This is a genomic window from Leifsonia sp. 466MF, from assembly GCF_900100265.1.
Classification (GTDB): Bacteria; Actinomycetota; Actinomycetes; order Actinomycetales; family Microbacteriaceae; genus Leifsonia.
The window spans coordinates 424,933-441,180 of record NZ_LT629696.1 but is presented as its reverse complement, the minus strand read 5'-3'; the positions used below and the strand labels follow the sequence as shown (position 1 = coordinate 441,180).

General features: G+C 69.6%; 19 protein-coding genes. 4 read left to right on the top strand and 15 right to left on the bottom strand.

Annotated elements, in window-relative coordinates:
• Positions 1-6: 6 nt before the first annotated feature.
• The 3 genes from BLR91_RS02135 (at position 7) to BLR91_RS02125 (ending at position 1,814) form a co-directional block, all read left to right on the top strand.
• Positions 7-981 carry a pirin family protein gene (locus BLR91_RS02135; protein WP_089877540.1) on the top strand — a complete coding sequence of 325 codons (975 nt, stop codon included), beginning with the start codon at positions 7-9 and terminating at the stop codon, positions 979-981.
• A 144-nt stretch (positions 982-1,125) separates the two neighbouring features.
• Positions 1,126-1,404: a FitA-like ribbon-helix-helix domain-containing protein gene (locus BLR91_RS02130; protein ID WP_089877543.1), complete on the top strand. Its 279-nt coding sequence runs from the start codon at positions 1,126-1,128 to the stop codon at positions 1,402-1,404.
• 11 nt (positions 1,405-1,415) lie between these two features.
• A complete protein-coding gene (locus tag BLR91_RS02125; RefSeq protein WP_231919013.1) occupies positions 1,416-1,814 on the top strand; it encodes a type II toxin-antitoxin system VapC family toxin in 399 nt (132 codons plus the stop codon).
• A 33-nt stretch (positions 1,815-1,847) separates the two neighbouring features.
• On the opposite strand, the gene cls is transcribed toward BLR91_RS02125, so the two are convergent.
• The 15 genes from cls to tilS form a co-directional block, all read right to left on the bottom strand.
• Positions 1,848-3,311, bottom strand: a complete 1,464-nt coding sequence (gene cls / locus BLR91_RS02120) for a cardiolipin synthase (RefSeq protein ID WP_089877549.1) — start codon at positions 3,309-3,311, stop codon at positions 1,848-1,850.
• 141 nt (positions 3,312-3,452) lie between these two features.
• Positions 3,453-3,626: a hypothetical protein gene (locus tag BLR91_RS20105; protein ID WP_018192119.1), complete on the bottom strand. Its 174-nt coding sequence runs from the start codon at positions 3,624-3,626 to the stop codon at positions 3,453-3,455.
• A gap of 33 nt (positions 3,627-3,659) precedes the next feature.
• Positions 3,660-5,189: a lysine--tRNA ligase gene (gene lysS / locus BLR91_RS02115; RefSeq protein ID WP_089877552.1), complete on the bottom strand. Its 1,530-nt coding sequence runs from the start codon at positions 5,187-5,189 to the stop codon at positions 3,660-3,662.
• A gap of 41 nt (positions 5,190-5,230) precedes the next feature.
• Positions 5,231-6,109 (bottom strand): pantoate--beta-alanine ligase, encoded by an 879-nt coding sequence (gene panC / locus BLR91_RS02110; RefSeq protein WP_089877555.1) that lies wholly within the window; start codon positions 6,107-6,109, stop codon positions 5,231-5,233.
• A gap of 34 nt (positions 6,110-6,143) precedes the next feature.
• Positions 6,144-6,977, bottom strand: coding sequence for a Rossmann-like and DUF2520 domain-containing protein (locus tag BLR91_RS02105; RefSeq protein ID WP_089877558.1), 834 nt, complete (start codon positions 6,975-6,977; stop codon positions 6,144-6,146).
• Positions 6,977-8,665: a PH domain-containing protein gene (locus BLR91_RS02100; protein WP_089877562.1), complete on the bottom strand. Its 1,689-nt coding sequence runs from the start codon at positions 8,663-8,665 to the stop codon at positions 6,977-6,979. The genes BLR91_RS02105 and BLR91_RS02100 overlap by 1 nt, the downstream gene beginning before the upstream one ends.
• On the bottom strand, positions 8,662-9,147 hold the full coding sequence (locus tag BLR91_RS02095; RefSeq protein ID WP_018192124.1) for a PH domain-containing protein: 486 nt from the start codon (positions 9,145-9,147) through the stop codon (positions 8,662-8,664). Before BLR91_RS02095 ends, BLR91_RS02100 begins: the two co-directional genes overlap by 4 nt.
• A complete protein-coding gene (locus BLR91_RS02090) occupies positions 9,131-9,610 on the bottom strand; it encodes a DUF3180 domain-containing protein (protein ID WP_089877565.1) in 480 nt (159 codons plus the stop codon). The genes BLR91_RS02095 and BLR91_RS02090 overlap by 17 nt, the downstream gene beginning before the upstream one ends.
• The gene (folK, locus tag BLR91_RS02085) at positions 9,607-10,149 is read right to left on the bottom strand and encodes a 2-amino-4-hydroxy-6-hydroxymethyldihydropteridine diphosphokinase (protein ID WP_089877569.1); all 543 of its coding nucleotides are present in this window, start codon (positions 10,147-10,149) and stop codon (positions 9,607-9,609) included. The genes BLR91_RS02090 and folK overlap by 4 nt, the downstream gene beginning before the upstream one ends.
• Positions 10,146-10,529: a dihydroneopterin aldolase gene (gene folB, locus BLR91_RS02080; RefSeq protein ID WP_089877572.1), complete on the bottom strand. Its 384-nt coding sequence runs from the start codon at positions 10,527-10,529 to the stop codon at positions 10,146-10,148. The genes folK and folB overlap by 4 nt, the downstream gene beginning before the upstream one ends.
• Positions 10,522-11,325 (bottom strand): dihydropteroate synthase, encoded by an 804-nt coding sequence (folP, locus tag BLR91_RS02075; protein WP_018192128.1) that lies wholly within the window; start codon positions 11,323-11,325, stop codon positions 10,522-10,524. Before folP ends, folB begins: the two co-directional genes overlap by 8 nt.
• On the bottom strand, positions 11,322-11,900 hold the full coding sequence (gene folE / locus BLR91_RS02070; RefSeq protein ID WP_089877577.1) for a GTP cyclohydrolase I: 579 nt from the start codon (positions 11,898-11,900) through the stop codon (positions 11,322-11,324). Before folE ends, folP begins: the two co-directional genes overlap by 4 nt.
• Positions 11,901-11,913: 13 nt before the next feature.
• Positions 11,914-13,917, bottom strand: coding sequence for an ATP-dependent zinc metalloprotease FtsH (gene ftsH / locus BLR91_RS02065; RefSeq protein WP_020076813.1), 2,004 nt, complete (start codon positions 13,915-13,917; stop codon positions 11,914-11,916).
• A gap of 79 nt (positions 13,918-13,996) precedes the next feature.
• Positions 13,997-14,548 (bottom strand): hypoxanthine phosphoribosyltransferase, encoded by a 552-nt coding sequence (gene hpt / locus BLR91_RS02060; RefSeq protein WP_018192131.1) that lies wholly within the window; start codon positions 14,546-14,548, stop codon positions 13,997-13,999.
• 16 nt (positions 14,549-14,564) lie between these two features.
• The gene (gene tilS / locus BLR91_RS02055; protein WP_089877580.1) at positions 14,565-15,656 is read right to left on the bottom strand and encodes a tRNA lysidine(34) synthetase TilS; all 1,092 of its coding nucleotides are present in this window, start codon (positions 15,654-15,656) and stop codon (positions 14,565-14,567) included.
• A gap of 45 nt (positions 15,657-15,701) precedes the next feature.
• Between tilS and BLR91_RS02050 the strand changes: the two genes are divergently transcribed.
• Positions 15,702-16,193 carry an inorganic diphosphatase gene (locus BLR91_RS02050; protein WP_018192133.1) on the top strand — a complete coding sequence of 164 codons (492 nt, stop codon included), beginning with the start codon at positions 15,702-15,704 and terminating at the stop codon, positions 16,191-16,193.
• Positions 16,194-16,248: the final 55 nt, after the last annotated feature.

Below are 16,248 nucleotides of genomic sequence, written 5' to 3'. Positions count from 1 at the left end.
GCCGCTATGAGCAACTTGGAGCGCGATCCGGCCGAGCTCGTCGCGACGTCGGCCGTGCTCACGGACGCCGGCGTGGAGATCCTCGAACCGCGGGATGTTCCGCTCGGCGGCCCGCGCGCGATGACCGTCCGCCGGACCCTCCCGCAGCGTCGCCGTTCGCTGATCGGCGGCTGGTGCTTCATCGACCACTACGGTCCCGACGATGTCTCGGCGACCGGCGGGATGCGCGTCCCGCCGCATCCGCACACGGGGCTGCAGACGGTCAGCTGGCTCTTCGAGGGCGAGATCGACCATCGCGACAGCGTGGGCAGTCACGCTCTCGTCCGACCGGGAGAGCTCAATCTGATGACCGCAGGTCGCGGGATCAGCCATTCGGAGGTGTCCACGCCGGGGACGCGGCGACTGCACGGCGTCCAGCTCTGGGTGGCCCTGCCGAACGCCTCGCGCGATGTCGAACCGTTCTTCGAGCACCACACTCCCGTGGCGGGCAGCATCGGCGCGGCCTCCGTGCGGACCTTCGTCGGATCGCTCGCCGGAAGCGGCACGTCCGCGACGGTGTTCTCGCCGCTGGTCGGCGCCGAGATCGTCATGCCGGCCGACACAACGATCGAGGTCCCCCTCGAGGAGGGATTCGAGCACGGCGTGCTCGTCGATGCCGGCGACGTCACCATCGACGGCACACCCGTTCCTGTCTCTCATCTGGCCTACCTGAATCCCGGCCGCACGAGCCTTTCGGTGAGCTCGGGAGCAGACGCCCGGATCGTGCTCCTCGGCGGAGAGCCGCTGGGCGAGCAGATCGTGATGTGGTGGAACTTCATCGGCCGGAGCCATGAGGACGTGGTCGTCTACCGGGCGCAGTGGCAGGGCGAGGTCATCGCCGGAGCCGATCCTCACGGACGTTTCGGGACCGTCGAGGGCTACGACGGAACGCCGTTGCCTGCGCCGGAATTACCGACGGTCCGCCTGCGGCCGCGCGGCTGACTCATATCCGTCCACATCTCCGCGACCGCGGCACTTCTCCACAATTCGAGCTCCCTCGGCCCCTCCCGGCCTCTGGCACGTCAGGATGGTCTCACTGCATGCAAATCCGTTGCATCTGCATGCACCCCACCCTAAACTGAACCCATGGGAGTCACCGTGCAAGTGCGAGATCTGGATCCGGCCGTCAACGATCGCCTGAAGGCGGCAGCAGCAGCAAAAGGGCTGTCCTACTCGGAGTACCTCCGCAGACAACTCACCCGCATCGCCGAGAGGCTGCGCATCGAGGAGCGTTGGGCGGAGGTGACGGTCGAGCAGCGTGCGCTGGCGCAGCGTCAGCCTCCGAGCGCCAGCGGTCGACGACCGTTGAACATCACCACGGAGGAGATCGTCCAGGGCATCCGCGACGACCGGGGAAGCCGATGATCGCGGCGGTGATGGACTGCAGCGCTCTCGTCGCACTGCTCTCGCGCGAGGGACTCGCCGCGTTCGAAGAGAACGACGAGCTGGCCGAGTGCATCCTGGTGGCGCCCCACCTGATCGACCCGGAGTTCGTGAGCGCGATGCGCAAGCACGCCCTCCGGCGCCCGGACGACGCTCAGCTCGCCGAGCAGGTGATCATCGACTTCTTCCGACTCGAGATCATGCGTGTGGAGCACGAGCCGCTCTGGCCCGACGCCTGGCGCTGGCGAGAGAACCTGAGCGCCTACGACGCCGTGTACGTCGCGCTCGCCCGTCTCATGGAGCTGCCCCTCGTGACGGCGGACGACCGCCTCGCCGCGGCGGCCGAGCGGTGGTGCGAGGTCAGGCGATTGAGCGAGCTTCAGCCGGCCTGACCGTCGCGCACACGGCTCCGCAGGTCCGGCGGGTCACTGCAGTGCGGAGGTCAGCCGGGCCAGGTTGTCCAAAACTGTAGAGCGGAGCGGCTGCTTCATCCACTCGTCCAGCGTGAGCTCACGGCTGTCCTGGCGATAGCCGTCCTCGACCTTCCGCATCTCATCTACGAACGAACGCCCGCGCACCATGAGGGAGACCTCCATGTTGAGCTGGAAGGAACGCATGTCCATGTTGCTCGAACCGATGACGGCGACGTCGTCGTCGATGGTGAAGTGCTTCGCATGAAGGATGTAGGGCGCCTTGTACATCCAGATCCGGACTCCCGCGCGCAGGAGCGCCTCATAGTAGGAGCGCTGAGCGTGATAGACGAGGGCCTGGTCACCGATCTCGGAGACGAACAGGTCGACGCGGATCCCGCGCTGCACGGCGGAGGTGACGGCCATGAGCATCGACTCGTCCGGCACGAAGTACGGGGACGTGATGACGATGCGTTCCTGGGCGTAGTACAGGAGTGCGAGGAAGAGGCGGAGGTTGTTCTCACCGGCGAACCCCGGTCCGGAGGGCACCACCTGGGCGTCGAGCTCGTTGGCCTCGATCTCGTCGGTGATGGGCTCGGTCTCGCGGCGGAGCAGCTCGTCCGTCTCGCTGTACCAGTCGGTGATGAAGATGGCGTTGAGACCGGCGACGATGGGTCCCTCGAGCCGGACGATGAGTTCCTTCCACTTGAGCCCGCGCCGGATGTTCGACTTCTTGTTGTAGCTCCGGTCGATGACGTTCTGGGAACCCATGAACGCCACGCGACCGTCGACCACGAGCAGCTTGCGGTGGTTCCGGAGGTCGGGGCGCTGATACTTCCCCTTGAAGGGCTGGACCGGGAGCATGAGCTGCCACCGGGCGCCCATCGCCGTGAGTCTCTCGAGAGTGCGCTTGTAGTCGGGCGTCCGCAGCGAGGCGATGTGGTCGAGGAGCACGCGTACGGTCACGCCGCGCTCCACAGCGGCCTCCAGGGCATCGAAGAACGGGGCGGTCGTCTTGTCGAGCGTCAAGATGTAGAACTCGACGTGGACGTATCGCTTCGCCTTGCCGATCTCCTCGGCCATCGCGTCGAGCGACCCCTGGTAGTCGCCGTTGAGTGTCGCCCGGTTGCCGCCGACGAGTGGCATGGCCCCGAGCTTGCGGTTCAGCTCGACGACCCCTTCGAGCCACGGCGGCCACGGGTGGTCACGGCGCACCCGCTCGATGCCCTCGGTGCTGTCGATGATGAAGCGGTTGATCTCGTCCTGCTTCTGGCGGCGGCTCTTGGGCAGCTTGTAACTGCCGATCAGGAGGAAGAAGAGGATGCCGATGTAGGGGATTAGGAAGATCGCGAGCAACCACGCGGTGGCCGACGTCGGCTTGCGGTTGCGCGGGACGATGATGATGGCGAGGACGCGGATGACGAAGTCGATCAGAAGTGCCAGGACGATGAAGAACGAGACCCAGAACCCCGTCTCCATGCACGCATCCCTCGGTCGATCCCAGAAAGACGCCCATGCGTCCCCAGACATACCGTAGCGGGAACGCGAACGTCGAGCGGCGAGGCCCTCCGCACGCGGGCGGCGAAGGTCACGCGGCCGACGGCGTTGGGTGGGAAGGAGTCAGGCCTTGGGGGCGAGGCCGCGGCGAGCGCGCTCCTCGGCTTCCAAGCGCGAGTAGGCCTTCCGCTCGTTGCGGTCGGCGCGCACGATCGCGCGCATGATCGCCCAGAACAGCAGACCGACCAGGACGGTCGGCGCGAGGGCCCAGACGATACCGCTGATGACGTCGTTCATAGCGCCTCCATCGTACCGCCGGGTCCTGGGAGCCTACTTGACCAGCGGGAAGAGGATCGTCTCGCGGATGCCCAGGCCGGTGAGGGCCATCAGCAGGCGGTCGATGCCCATGCCCATGCCACCCGTCGGCGGCATGCCGAACTCGAGAGCCCGGAGGAACTCCTCGTCGAGACGCATCGCCTCGTTGTCGCCCGCGGCTGCCAGCTTCGCCTGCTCGACGAAGCGCTCCCGCTGCACGACCGGGTCGACGAGCTCGGAGTAGCCGGTAGCGAGTTCGAAGCCCCGCGTGTACAGATCCCACTTCTCGACGACGCCATCCCGCGAGCGGTGCGCACGCACCAGAGGGCTGGTGTCGACGGGGAAGTCCATGACGAAGGTCGGACGCACGAGGTCGGTCTTGACGTAGTGCTCCCACAGCTCCTCGACGTACTTGCCCGGCAGCGGGTGCTCGATCTCGATCCCGGCGAGAGCGGCGAGCTCACGGAGGCGCTCGATGGGAGTCTCCGGCGTGATCTCCTCGCCGATCGCGTCCGAGAGGCTGTCGTACATGCGGATGCGGTCCCACTGGCCGCCGAGGTCGTACTCGGTGCCGTCGGCCCACGTGACGACGTGCGATCCGGAGACCGCGACGGCGGCATCCTGGATGAGCGTCTGGGTGAGGTCGGCGATCGAGTTGTAGTCGCCGTAGGCCTGGTAGGCCTCCAGCATGGCGAACTCCGGGGAGTGCGTCGAGTCCGCGCCCTCATTGCGGAAGTTGCGGTTGATCTCGAACACGTGGTCGATGCCGCCGACCACAGCGCGCTTCAGGTAGAGCTCCGGCGCGATGCGGAGGTACAGCTCCGTGTCGAAGGCGTTCGAGTGCGTGACGAACGGGCGAGCGGACGCGCCACCGTGGATGACCTGCAGCATCGGCGTCTCGACCTCTACGAAGCCGCGGTCCGCGAACGTGCGGCGCAGGCTCGCGACGGCCGCCGCGCGATCGAGGACAGTCTTCCGCGCCTGGTCGCGCGCGATCAGGTCCAGGTAGCGGGCGCGGACGCGGGTCTCCTCGCTCAGCTCGCTGTGCAGATTCGGCAGGGGAAGCAGCGCCTTGGCGGCGATCCGCCACTCGCGCGCCATGACCGAGAGCTCGCCGCGGCGGCTCGAGACGACCTCGCCGGAGACGAACACGTGGTCGCCGAGGTCGACGAGCTCCTTCCACGCGCCCAGCGACTCCTCGCCCACCTCGGCGAGCGACACCATCACCTGGATGCGCGAGCCATCGCCGGCCTGCAGCACCGCGAAGCACAGCTTGCCGGTGTTGCGCAGGTGCACGACCCGGCCGGCGATGCCGACGATCTCGCCCGAGCCCTCGTCCGGCTGCAGGTGATCCCACTTCGCGCGGACGGCCGGGATGGTCGTGGTGACCGGAACCTGCACCGGGTACGCGCCGCCGCCGGGGCCCTCCGCCTCGGCAAGCAGACGGTCGCGCTTGCCGAGCCGGACCGCCTTCTGCTCGCTGATCTCGTCTTCGCCGAGCTGGTCGTCGCCGAGGTCGGCCGCGGTGGTCTGCGCGTCGGTCATCGCTGTCTTTCCGTTCGAGAGGGAGGGCGGTGGTGCGGTGGTCACGTCGTGAGGCGCTGGTTGTCGATCAGCCGGGTCGTTCCGACGCGAGCGGCGATCAGCATCAGGGCGGGACCGTGGTGGTCAGGCGACGCTTCGCGGAAGGTATCCGGGTCGACGATCGCGAGATAGTCAAGCTTAACGGCTGGGTCCGCCTCGACGTGCGCGCGAGCGGCTCCAAGGGCGGCCTCCACGCCGTCGCGAGCAGCCTCCGAGCCGGCGGACAGGGCGCGGGACAGGGTGACCGCGGCGAGGCGCTGGTCCTCATCCAGGTAGCGGTTGCGGCTGGAAAGGGCGAGGCCGTCCGACTCGCGGACGGTGTCCACGACGGCGATCGAGACCGGCAGGTTGAGGTCATCGACCATGCGGCCGATGACATGCACCTGCTGGGCGTCCTTCTGACCGAAGACGGCGACGTCCGGCTGCACGATGTTGAAGAGCTTGCTGACGACGGTCAGGACACCGTCGAAGTGTCCGGGGCGGGAGGCTCCCTCGAACAACGTTCCGGACTCCCCCGCCGTCACCCGGGTCTCCGAAGGGCCGTTCGGATACATCTCCGAGGCGGAGGGAGCAAACACAACGTCGGCGAGGCCCTCGAGGGCGGTGACGTCCGCGTCCAGCGTGCGAGGGTAGCGATCCAAGTCCTCTCCGGGGCCGAACTGCAGCGGGTTCACGAAGATCGACACCACGACGAAACCCCCGAGGTCGCGCGCCTGCGACACCAGGCGGAGGTGACCCTCGTGGAGCGCCCCCATGGTCGGCACGAGCACCACGCGGCCGGTGGGCGCGTCCGCCGGGCCGTCCTGGCGCGCGACACGGCGCGCGTCCGCGACTCGGGCCCGCAGCTCGGCGATGGTGGTGATGATCTCTGGCATGCGCATCCCTTCGGCCGGCTCGAAACCGGCCGGAACCAGGCTACTCGCCGCGCAGGAACCAGCCGCGCCCGTCGTCACCGGGATCGCCCTCGGGGCCGGTACCTCCCGCGACACCGCCTGCCGCGTCGTCCTGCAGAGCGCCGATCACGTCGAGGTCCAGCCGCGTCGGAGCACCGGCGCGGGTGAGCGCGTTGTCTACCGCGGAGCGGATGAGCGAACTGAGGAAGGAGCCGGGCTTCTCGACACCGATGCTCCGCAGCAGGCCCGTCGACTGCTCCACGATCGACCGGGAGAACGCCGTCGCCGTCGCGATCGCCTCGGCGTAAGCCGGCCGGTCCGCCTCATCGACGACCACCGGCTCGCCGCCCATCTCCACCACCAGCGCCTGCGCGATAGGAAGGACCGCGGCCGGAGCCGTCACGGCGAAGTAGCTCTCGCCGAGCCGGGCGAGGTCCAGACTCGTGCCGGTGAACTCCAGCGCCGGGTGGACGGCCAGCGGGATGGCGCCAGCCGCCGCTGCGGGCTGCAGCACGTCGATTCCGAACCCGGGGGCGGTGTGCAGCACGATCTGGCCGGGCTGCCACGTTCCCGTCGCTGCGAGACCCGCGACCAGGCTCGGGAGCTCGGCCGCGGGAACGGCCAGGATCACCAGCTCGCTGCGCTCCACCACGGTCGGGATGTCGAGCACCGGAACTCCGGGCAGCATCGCCTCCGCGCGCTCCCGGCTCTGCTCCGACACGGCCGAGACCCCGACGATCGCGTGTCCCGCGCCGGCCAGGGCGAGTCCGAGCACCGGGCCGACGCGACCGGCGCCGATGATGCCCAGCCCCAGCCGGCCGGAACGCTGCGAAGGCGGACGGGCGGACGGCAACATCAGTGCTCCTTCTCGGTATGGTTCGTGGCCTGCCCCCACCGGTGGCTCCGGTCCGCGGCCGCCGCGGCGACGGCCCGCGTCGAGACCTCCTCGAACAGCCGGACACCGTTCGGTGCGTCGATCGCCGCCAGCCGCGGGTGGACCGGGCCGGACACGGTGTGGAACCGCGCCTCGGCCAGCCCGAGGGCCGCATCCAGAGGACCCTGCTGGAGCTCCAGGCTCTGCAGACGCGCGAGCGGCACGATCGCGAGACTCCGCCAGACGAACCCGCGGCGCAGCAGGATCGCGTCATCGACCACGCGGTATCCGGTGCGCTGCCAGGAGAACGGACGGATCCACACCGCCCGACGCGGACTGCCGACGAACGCGTCCCGCCCGGCCGACGTCATCCCGGATTCGATCAGCTCCCGGTGCCCGTCCGTTGCGAAGCCCGGCAGCACCAGCGACAGCACACGGAAGACGTCAGCCGCGTCGCCGACAGGAAGCATCGTCGTGTTCGGCTGTCCAGCCGCGCCCTTCTCGCGCGAATGGCCCGCGGTGTCGATCCGGATCTGCCACCAGCCGAACGGACGCCACAGCAGCGGCTGCAGCACCTCCACGGCATGGATGCGCCCGGGCGGCAGCGTCTCGTTGCTCGTGCTCAGCAGACCGAAGCCGACACGCACTCCGTCCGGGGTCCCGGCGATCGAGTACCGCAACGACTTCGTGAAGCGGTTGATGTAGAAGCTGGCGGACCCGATCAGACCGGGCAGCACGACGATGAGGAGCCACAGCTCGCCGCTCGACGCACCCCAGATCAGGAAGGCGATCACGACCAGCACGAACACCGTGAAGCCGCTCAGCAGGAGCGAGCCCAGCAGCCGCAGCGGCGGGATCTTGACGACCGACTCCGGCGGCGCGGCGTTCGGATCCAGCTCGGGCGCGAGGAACTCATTCACGCGACGGCCGACGAGGTCCCCGACTGCGGCCGCACGGGAAGGAGCACCTCCGCCCGTCGCCGCGCCTGCCGGTGTATCCGAGCCGCTCTCGTCGACGGCAACCGCGGCCGCACCGCCCGCCGCTGCCGCCTCGGCCTCCGCCGCCTCCGCAGCTTCCGCCGCCCGCACGCCCGAGGCCAGCCGCAGCACGTCTGCTCGCAGGCCGTCCGCCAGCGACGAGCCCAGGTAGGCCAGCTGCACGTTCGCATCGTGTCCGGCGACCGACACATCCAGCTTGGCCGCTCCGAAGATGCGCGCCAGCACCGGCCGCACGACGTTGATGCCCTGAATGCGGTCGAGCCGCGCCTTGCGCTGCGTGCGGAACAGGATGCCGCTGCGCACTTCGACCGCATCGCCTGTGATCCGGAAGCTGTGCATGCGCCACGAGAGGTAGAAGGCCCCGAAGCAGAGCAGCAGCACGACCGCCACCCCGAGCAGAGCCCAGCCCTCCCACCCGTGGTTGTAGATCGCGTCCAGCGGGTCTCCGCCGTACTCGGGCGCGCCGACGAAGAAGCCGATCAGGCGCTCACGCAGGTTCGAGAGAACGAATCCGAACAGGGCGATGAACACGATGCCGCCGCGAAGCAGGGGCGTCGCGGGATGCAGCCGGTGCCACTCGCCGTCGGTGTACCGCTCAGCGGCGCGCTCCGCACGCGTCAGAGGGCGGCCGACGGGCGGACCCGCCGGCGCGCCGCCATCCGGGGCGCTCACAGTCCCGCCCGTCTGCTCTCCGCCAGCTCGACGAGCCGGTCGCGAAGCTCGGCGGCCTCCGGCTCCGGGAGGCCAGGGACCATCACACCGGTGGATGCGGCGGCCGTGACGAACTTGAGGTCGGCCAGTCCGAGCATCCGGCTGACCGGTCCCCTGTTGATGTCGATCAGCTGCATGCGCCCGTACGGAACCGACACGAAGCGCTGGAACATGATGCCGCGGCGGAACAGCAGGTCGTCGTCGCGCAGCCGGTACCCGATCGAGCGGGCGCGGCGCGGCGCGATGATCAGCGCGATCACCGAGATGACGACCACGACGACGAGCGCCACCCAGCCGAACGGCCAGCCGCCCACCAGCCACAGGAACAGCGACGCCGCCGCGAGCACGAGCCCGGTGATCACCGTGCTCGCGATGACGACGAGGACGTACTTGGGCGAGACGCGGCGCCACTCGCCGACGTTGAGGTCAATCCGATCGGGCATTCACGGTCTCCGTGCGGTCGTCGTCGTCGCCCGGGGGCAGGGTGCAGAACAGCTCGGCGACGAGACCGGCGACGAGCAGGATCACCGCTCCGGCCGTCGTGAGCGCGGTAAGCAGGATGGCGTTGCCGCCCGGCAGGACGTCGCGGCTGAGCAGGTAGGCGCCGATCCCGATGCCGATGCCCGTGAGCAGCGCACCGCTCAGCCCGCACGCTTTGGCGAGCACGACGATCCGGGTGGCCTGGAACGGGTCGATGCGGCGAACGCTCCGCCCGCGCACGGCACGGCGGATCGGCAGGGCGAACGCGATGACGATGATCGCCACCGCCACCAGTGTGATCGGCAGCGTCAGCGGCGGGATGAACACGGGCTGGCCCATGCCGGCGGCGGCCAGCTCGGCGAGGAAGCCGACGACGAGCCCGGCGACGCCGAGGCCGATCAGCGAGCTCGGACGGGTGCGCTTCACGAGCGGCCCTCCCAGAGACGGACGGGATCGGTGGCGCGAGCGGCGAGCTCGGCGACCGATCCGAAGCCGGTAAGCCGGGCATCCGGGTCGACGTCGAGCCACGGCACGAGGACGAAGGCACGCTCGTGTGCCCGCGGATGCGGCAGCACGATGCGCGGGTCGTCGTCGGACACCATCCCGTCGTAGTCGACGATGTCGATATCGATGGTGCGGTCGCCCCAATGCTCCTCGCGGACGCGGCCCAGCCGGTCCTCGACGCTGTTGACGACGCCGAGCAGCGCGAGCGGATCGAGCAGGGTGCGGACGAGCGCCACCGCGTTGAGGTAGGCGGGCGCCTCCGCGTCGATCCCGTCGGGCTTCAGCGCGGGCGTCTCGTACAGCCGCGAGACCGACTGCACATCGACCCCGGCCTCCTCGCGCAGCGCATCAACGGCCGCATGGATGGTGCCGGCGCGGTCGCCGAGGTTGCTCCCGAACGCGAGCACGGCCGGAACGCCGACCCGCATGCGGACCGGCTTCCCCAGCGGCGCGGCGTTCATGCGCGCCCCCGCGTGATGCGCACGGCGACATCCCCGAACGGCACGCTGATCGGCGCCTGCGGCTTGTGGACGGTCACCTCGACGACATCCACCGGCTCGTGCGCCAGCACGGTCGTGGCGACCCGCTCGGCGACGGTCTCGATGAGATCGACGGGGTCCCGCTCGACGGCCGCCACCACTTCTTCGGCGAGCTCGCCGTAGTGGACGGTCGATGCGAGGTCGTCACCGGCCGCCGCGACCGAGAGGTCGAGCCAGGCCGTGACGTCGACGACGAAGTCCTGCCCGTCGGCGCGCTCGAAGTCGAACACTCCGTGGTTGGCGCGGACGCGCAGACCGGTCAGGATGATCGAGTCGGCGGGCCGCGGCTGGATGCTACTCATCGCGTCCAGCTTGCCATGCCCGCACCACGTCGAGGGCGATCCGCGTCGACGGAACATCGTGGACACGGACGGCCCACGCGCCCGCCTGCGCGGCCAGCGCCGAGATGACGGCCGTCGGGGCGTCGCGCGCCTCCGCCGGCGCCCCCTCCGGCAGCAACGCCCCCAGGAACCGTTTGCGGGATGCACCGATCAGCACCGGGTACCCCAGCGTCTCGATCTCGTGCAGCCCGGCGAGGACCTGCCAGTTGTGCCGTGCGTTCTTCGAGAAGCCGAGGCCGGGGTCGAGGATGAGCTTGGCCGGGTCGATGCCGCGCCGCACCAGGTCGGTGACGCGCGCGGAGAGCTCCGCCCGGACCTCCGCCACCGTGTGCTCGTAGACGGCCCGCGAGTCGGCCGCGTCGAGCCGGCCGCGCCAATGCATCGCGACGTACTGGGCGCCCGTCTCGAGCACGACGTCCGGCATCCGCTCGTCGGCGAGGCCGCCCGAGACGTCGTTGATGATCGCCGCGCCCGCCTCGACCGCGGCCCGTGCGGTGGACGCGTTGAGGGTGTCGACGCTGACCGTCACCCCGCGGGAGGCCAGCTCGCGGATCACGGGGACGACGCGGGCCTGCTCGTCGACCGGGTCGACGCTCGCGGCGCCGGGCCGGGTCGACTCGCCGCCGACGTCGACCATGTCGGCGCCCTGGGCGACCAGGTCGAGGCCGTGCGCGATGGCGGCGTCGGGCTCCAGCCAGAGCCCGCCGTCGCTGAACGAGTCCGGCGTCACGTTGAGGACGCCCATGATGAGGGTCACTTGACGCCGCGTCCGATCAACGCGATGAGCTCGGCCCGCACCACGGGGTCGGTGTACGCCCCACGGGCGGCGACGGTCACGGTCGTGCTGCCTGACTGCCGGGCGCCACGGGTCGTGACGCAGGAGTGCGCTGCATCGAGCACGACGAGCACACCGCGTGCGGCAGCGCCCTGCTCGATCGTGTCGGCGATCTGCTCTGTCAGGCGCTCCTGGATCTGCGGACGCGACGCGAGCGTCTCGATCGCGCGCGGGATGCGTCCCAGCCCGATGACGCTGTCTCCCGGCAGGTACGCGACGTGGGCGACGCCGAGGAAGGGCAGCAGGTGGTGCTCGCAGACGGAGCGGAACTCGATGTCGCGCAGCAACACGGTATCGGCCTGGTGGCCCTGTTCGAGCGGCACCGGCTCACCCAACTCGGCAGCGGCATCCCGGCCGATCCCCGCGAAGAACTCGGCGTACGAGTCCGCAACACGCGACGGCGTGCTCTCGAGGCCCGGACGCGACGGATCCTCGCCGATGGCGGCGAGGATCTCGGCGACGGCCGCTTCGATGCGCGGACGATCGATGCCGCTCATGCGCGCGACGGCCCTAGGCGGTCGCCGGGCGCGGCTTGATCGCGGGCGAACGCTTCGGCTTCGTCGCCGGCGGCTCGGAGTCGACGCCGCCGTCCACCGCGCCCGCGTCGATCGGGGCCTTGGGGAACGGGATGGGCGGGACGTCCGAGATCGGGCGCTTGTCGCTGGAGAGCCACTGCGGGCGCTCGGGCAGCTTCTTCACGTCGGCGAAGATCTCGGCGATCTGGTTGTGGTCGAGGGTCTCGTGTTCGAGGAGCGCGGCGGCCAGGCGGTCGAGGACCGCGCGGTTGTCGTTGAGCACCTCCCACGCCTCGTCGTGCGCCTTCTCGATGAGGGCGCGCACCTCGGCGTCGACACGCTCGGCGATCCGCTCGGAGTAGTCGCGCTGGTGGCCCATGTCGCGGCCGAGGAACATCTCGCCGTTCGCCTGGCCCAGCTTGACCGATCCGATGTCAGCGCTCATGCCGTACTCGGTGACCATCTTGCGGGCGATGGAGGTCGCCTTCTCGATGTCGTTCGAGGCTCCAGTGGTCGGGTCGTGGAACACGATCTCCTCGGCGACGCGGCCGCCCATGGCGTACGCGAGCTGGTCGAGGAGCTCGTTGCGGGTGACCGAGTACTTGTCCTCCAGCGGGAGCACCATCGTGTAGCCGAGGGCGCGGCCGCGCGGCAGGATGGTGATCTTCGTCACGGGGTCGGTGTGGCGCATCGCCGCGGCGGCGAGCGCGTGTCCGCCCTCGTGGTACGCCGTGATGAGCTTCTCTTGGTCTTTCATGACCCGGGTGCGCTTCTGCGGACCGGCGATGACGCGATCCACGGCCTCGTCGAGCGCGCGGTTGTCGATCAGCTGCGCGTTCGAGCGTGCGGTGAGCAGCGCGGCCTCGTTGAGGACATTGGCCAGGTCGGCGCCGGTGAAGCCCGGCGTCTTGCGGGCGAGCACCTCGAGGTCGACCGACGCCGCCAGGGGCTTGCCGCGACCGTGGACCTCGAGGATCTTCTTCCGGCCGAGCATGTCGGGCGCATCCACGCCGATCTGGCGGTCGAAGCGGCCCGGACGCAGGAGTGCGGGGTCGAGGATGTCGGGACGGTTGGTCGCCGCGATCAGGATGACGTTGGTCTTCGGGTCGAAGCCGTCCATCTCCACCAGGAGCTGGTTCAGCGTCTGCTCGCGCTCGTCGTGCCCACCGCCGAGGCCGGCGCCGCGGTGGCGGCCGACCGCGTCGATCTCGTCGATGAAGATGATGGCGGGCGAGTTCTCCTTCGCCTGCTGGAACAGGTCGCGGACACGGCTGGCGCCGACACCGACGAACATCTCGACGAAGTCCGAACCGGAGATCGAGTAGAAGGGCACACCGGCCTCACCCGCGACGGCGCGGGCGAGCAGGGTCTTGCCCGTACCGGGAGGGCCGTACAGCAGCACGCCCTTCGGAATGCGGGCGCCGACGGCCTGGAACTTGGCCGGCTCCTTCAGGAAGTCCTTGATCTCCTGCAGCTCTTCGATGGCCTCGTCCGACCCGGCGACGTCGTCGAAGGTGACCTTCGGCGTCTCCTTGGTCACGAGCTTCGCCCGCGACTTGCCGAACTGCATGACCTTGTTCCCGCCGCCCTGCATGCCGGAGATCATGATCCAGAAGAACACGCCGATGAGGAGAGCCGGGATGAGGAAGCCGAGGATGTTGACGAACCAGTTCGGCTGCGGGACCTCGTCGTCGTAGCCCTTGGGGAGGTTCGCGTCGTCGACCGCTTTCACGACGTCGGCGCCGCGGGGGGTGACGTAGTAGAACTGCACCTGGTTGCCCAGGTTGCCGTCCGGCTCCTTGAGCGTCAGGTCGACACGGTTCTCACCGTCGACGATCTTCGCGCTCGACACCTTGTCCTGGGAGAGGTACTCCAGGCCTTTCTGCGTCGACACGCTCTTGAAGCCCGACATCGTGATCAGGCTCGAGCCGATCCAGACGATGATGATCGCCAGCACGACGTACAGGATCGGGCCGCGGAAGATCTTCTTGACGTTCATGGTGCGACCACAGTACCGCCTGGGCGCTGTGGGTCGGCTGCGTGTTCGCTCTGGGCGGTCTGCGCGCGGGCCGCTGGCGTCAGCTGTAGACGGCGGGCGCCAGGATGCCGACACCGCGCAGGGTGCGGTAGCGCTCGTCGTAGTCGAGGCCGTAGCCGACCACGAACTGGTTCGGGATGTCGAATCCGACGTACTTGACGTCGATCTCGACACGCGCCGCCTCCGGCTTGCGCAGCAGCGTGAAGATCTCGATGGACTCGGGCCCGCGGCTGCGCAGGTTCGACAGCAGCCACGAGAGCGTGAGGCCCGAGTCGATGATGTCCTCGACGATCAGGACGGTCTTGCCGCTCAGGTCGGTGTCGAGGTCTTTGAGGATGCGCACGACGCCGCTGGACTGCGTGCCGCTGCCGTAGGAGCTGACGGCCATCCAGTCCATCGTCACGGGCATGCGGAGCTCACGGGACAGGTCGGCCATCACCATGACCGCGCCCTTCAGGACGCCGATCAGCAGGACGTCCTTGCCGGCGTAGTCCCGCTCCACCTCCCGTGCCAGCTCGGCGATGCGGGAGCGGATCTGCTCCTCGGTGATCAGAATCTCGGTCAGGTCGTTCTGAACGTCCGTGAGTTCCATGGGGGAGGCGCTGTCCTTACGTGGTGGGGTGAAACGTGAGCAGCCCGTTCTGCCTGACCACTCTAACGCCTGGCAGGTCGACCGGCCCCTGCCCGTGCCAGTCGGTGATGAGGGCCGCGACCGCCAGGGTGTGAGCACGTGTGAGGGACACCCCGAACTCCGCGGAGACGACCAGCCGGATGATCCGCTGGCGGAGCGCCGCCGGGTCCACCGCCAGCCCGCGGACGTCGAGCGCGACCGCGCCGTCGGCGGTCTGGCTGACCAGCTCGAGCGCCCACTCCAGCGCCAGGCCGTCGAGCGCCTCGTCGTCCTCGCGCAGCTGCTCGGCGGTCCGCGCCAGGGCTTCGGCCACACCCGGGCCGAGCTCCCGCTCCATCACCGGGAGGACCTCCGCGCGTACGCGCACGCGCGTGTAGGAGGGGTCGTCGTTGTGCGGGTCGTCCCAGGGCTCCAGGCGGCTGTCGGCGCAGAACGCACGCGTCTCACTGCGGCGGAGACCGAGGAACGGGCGCAGCAGGCGGCCAGTGTCGGGCAGCATCCCCTGCAGGCTCGACGGACCAGAACCGCGCGCGAGACCGAGCAGGACCGTCTCGGCCTGGTCGTCGAGAGTGTGGGCGAGCAGGATGCGCTCAGCGCCGGTCGCGGCCATCGCCCGGTCGAACGCGGCGTGGCGGGCAGCGCGTGCCGCCCCCTCCGGGCCGCCCTCCCGCTCCACGGCGACCCGTTCGACCAGCACCGGCTCGAGGCCGAGCGCGGTCGCCTGCTCTGCTGCCCGCGCGGCCACCGCATCCGAACCCGGCTGGAGGCCGTGGTCGACGATCACGGCGCCGGCGCGGAAGCCGTTCCTCGGCGCCTCGAAGGCGGTCGCGGCGGCGAGCGCGAGCGAGTCCGCTCCCCCGCTCAGACCCACGAGCACGAGGGCTCCCGATCGCAGGGGCGCCGGCCGCTCGGGGCCGTGGTCGTCGTGCTGATCGACCTCCGGCAGGGCCCCAGCCGCGGCGAGCGCGGCGCGGACGGCGCGGCGCGCGTCGGCGATCGGCGGGGTCAGGCGCGGGCGGCGCTGCGGGTCGGGCGAGGCCTGCCCGGCCTCCGATCCGTCGAGGTGCATCCAGTAACGTTAGTGCAGGTTTTGCCGAGAGCTAAGGAGTACGGAATGGCCGAATACGACGTCGTCATCGAGATCCCGAAGGGGAGCCGCAACAAGTACGAGGTGGATCACGAGACGGGTCGCGTGTACCTCGACCGCGTGCTGTTCACCAGCTTCGTCTACCCGACCGACTACGGCTTCTTCGAGAACACGCTGGGCGACGACGGCGACCCGCTTGACGCCCTGGTGCTGCTCGAGTACCCGCTGTTCCCGGGGGTCGGCGTGAAGGTCCGCCCGGTGGGCGTCCTCAACATGAGCGACGAAGCAGGCGGCGACGCGAAGGTCATCGCGGTGCCGTACAAGGACCCGCGCTGGCAGCACATCCAGGACGTCGACGACATCCCGGAGCAGACCCGCAAGGAGATCGAGCACTTCTTCGCCCGCTACAAGGACCTCGAGCCGGGCAAGTTCGTGAACATCGACGGCTGGGGCGACGCCGCGGAGGCCGACGGCCTCATCCAGAAGGCCATCGCGAAGCTCGCCGCCGAGGGCCACTGACCCTCAGCGAATCCATCAGCTCCGGAGTTTTTCGGTCGTTTCCACGGAAAAAGGC

Coding starts and splice junctions, on each gene's coding strand:
- BLR91_RS02135 (WP_089877540.1), top strand. CDS start 7: ATGAGCAACTTGGAGCGCGATCCGGCCGAGCTCGTCGCGACGTCGGCC.
- BLR91_RS02130 (WP_089877543.1), top strand. CDS start 1,126: ATGGGAGTCACCGTGCAAGTGCGAGATCTGGATCCGGCCGTCAACGAT.
- BLR91_RS02125 (WP_231919013.1), top strand. CDS start 1,416: ATGGACTGCAGCGCTCTCGTCGCACTGCTCTCGCGCGAGGGACTCGCC.
- cls (WP_089877549.1), bottom strand. CDS start 3,311: ATGGAGACGGGGTTCTGGGTCTCGTTCTTCATCGTCCTGGCACTTCTG.
- BLR91_RS20105 (WP_018192119.1), bottom strand. CDS start 3,626: ATGAACGACGTCATCAGCGGTATCGTCTGGGCCCTCGCGCCGACCGTC.
- lysS (WP_089877552.1), bottom strand. CDS start 5,189: ATGACCGACGCGCAGACCACCGCGGCCGACCTCGGCGACGACCAGCTC.
- panC (WP_089877555.1), bottom strand. CDS start 6,109: ATGCGCATGCCAGAGATCATCACCACCATCGCCGAGCTGCGGGCCCGA.
- BLR91_RS02105 (WP_089877558.1), bottom strand. CDS start 6,977: ATGTTGCCGTCCGCCCGTCCGCCTTCGCAGCGTTCCGGCCGGCTGGGG.
- BLR91_RS02095 (WP_018192124.1), bottom strand. CDS start 9,147: ATGCCCGATCGGATTGACCTCAACGTCGGCGAGTGGCGCCGCGTCTCG.
- folK (WP_089877569.1), bottom strand. CDS start 10,149: ATGAACGCCGCGCCGCTGGGGAAGCCGGTCCGCATGCGGGTCGGCGTT.
- folB (WP_089877572.1), bottom strand. CDS start 10,529: ATGAGTAGCATCCAGCCGCGGCCCGCCGACTCGATCATCCTGACCGGT.
- folE (WP_089877577.1), bottom strand. CDS start 11,900: ATGAGCGGCATCGATCGTCCGCGCATCGAAGCGGCCGTCGCCGAGATC.
- ftsH (WP_020076813.1), bottom strand. CDS start 13,917: ATGAACGTCAAGAAGATCTTCCGCGGCCCGATCCTGTACGTCGTGCTG.
- hpt (WP_018192131.1), bottom strand. CDS start 14,548: ATGGAACTCACGGACGTTCAGAACGACCTGACCGAGATTCTGATCACC.
- tilS (WP_089877580.1), bottom strand. CDS start 15,656: ATGCACCTCGACGGATCGGAGGCCGGGCAGGCCTCGCCCGACCCGCAG.
- BLR91_RS02050 (WP_018192133.1), top strand. CDS start 15,702: ATGGCCGAATACGACGTCGTCATCGAGATCCCGAAGGGGAGCCGCAAC.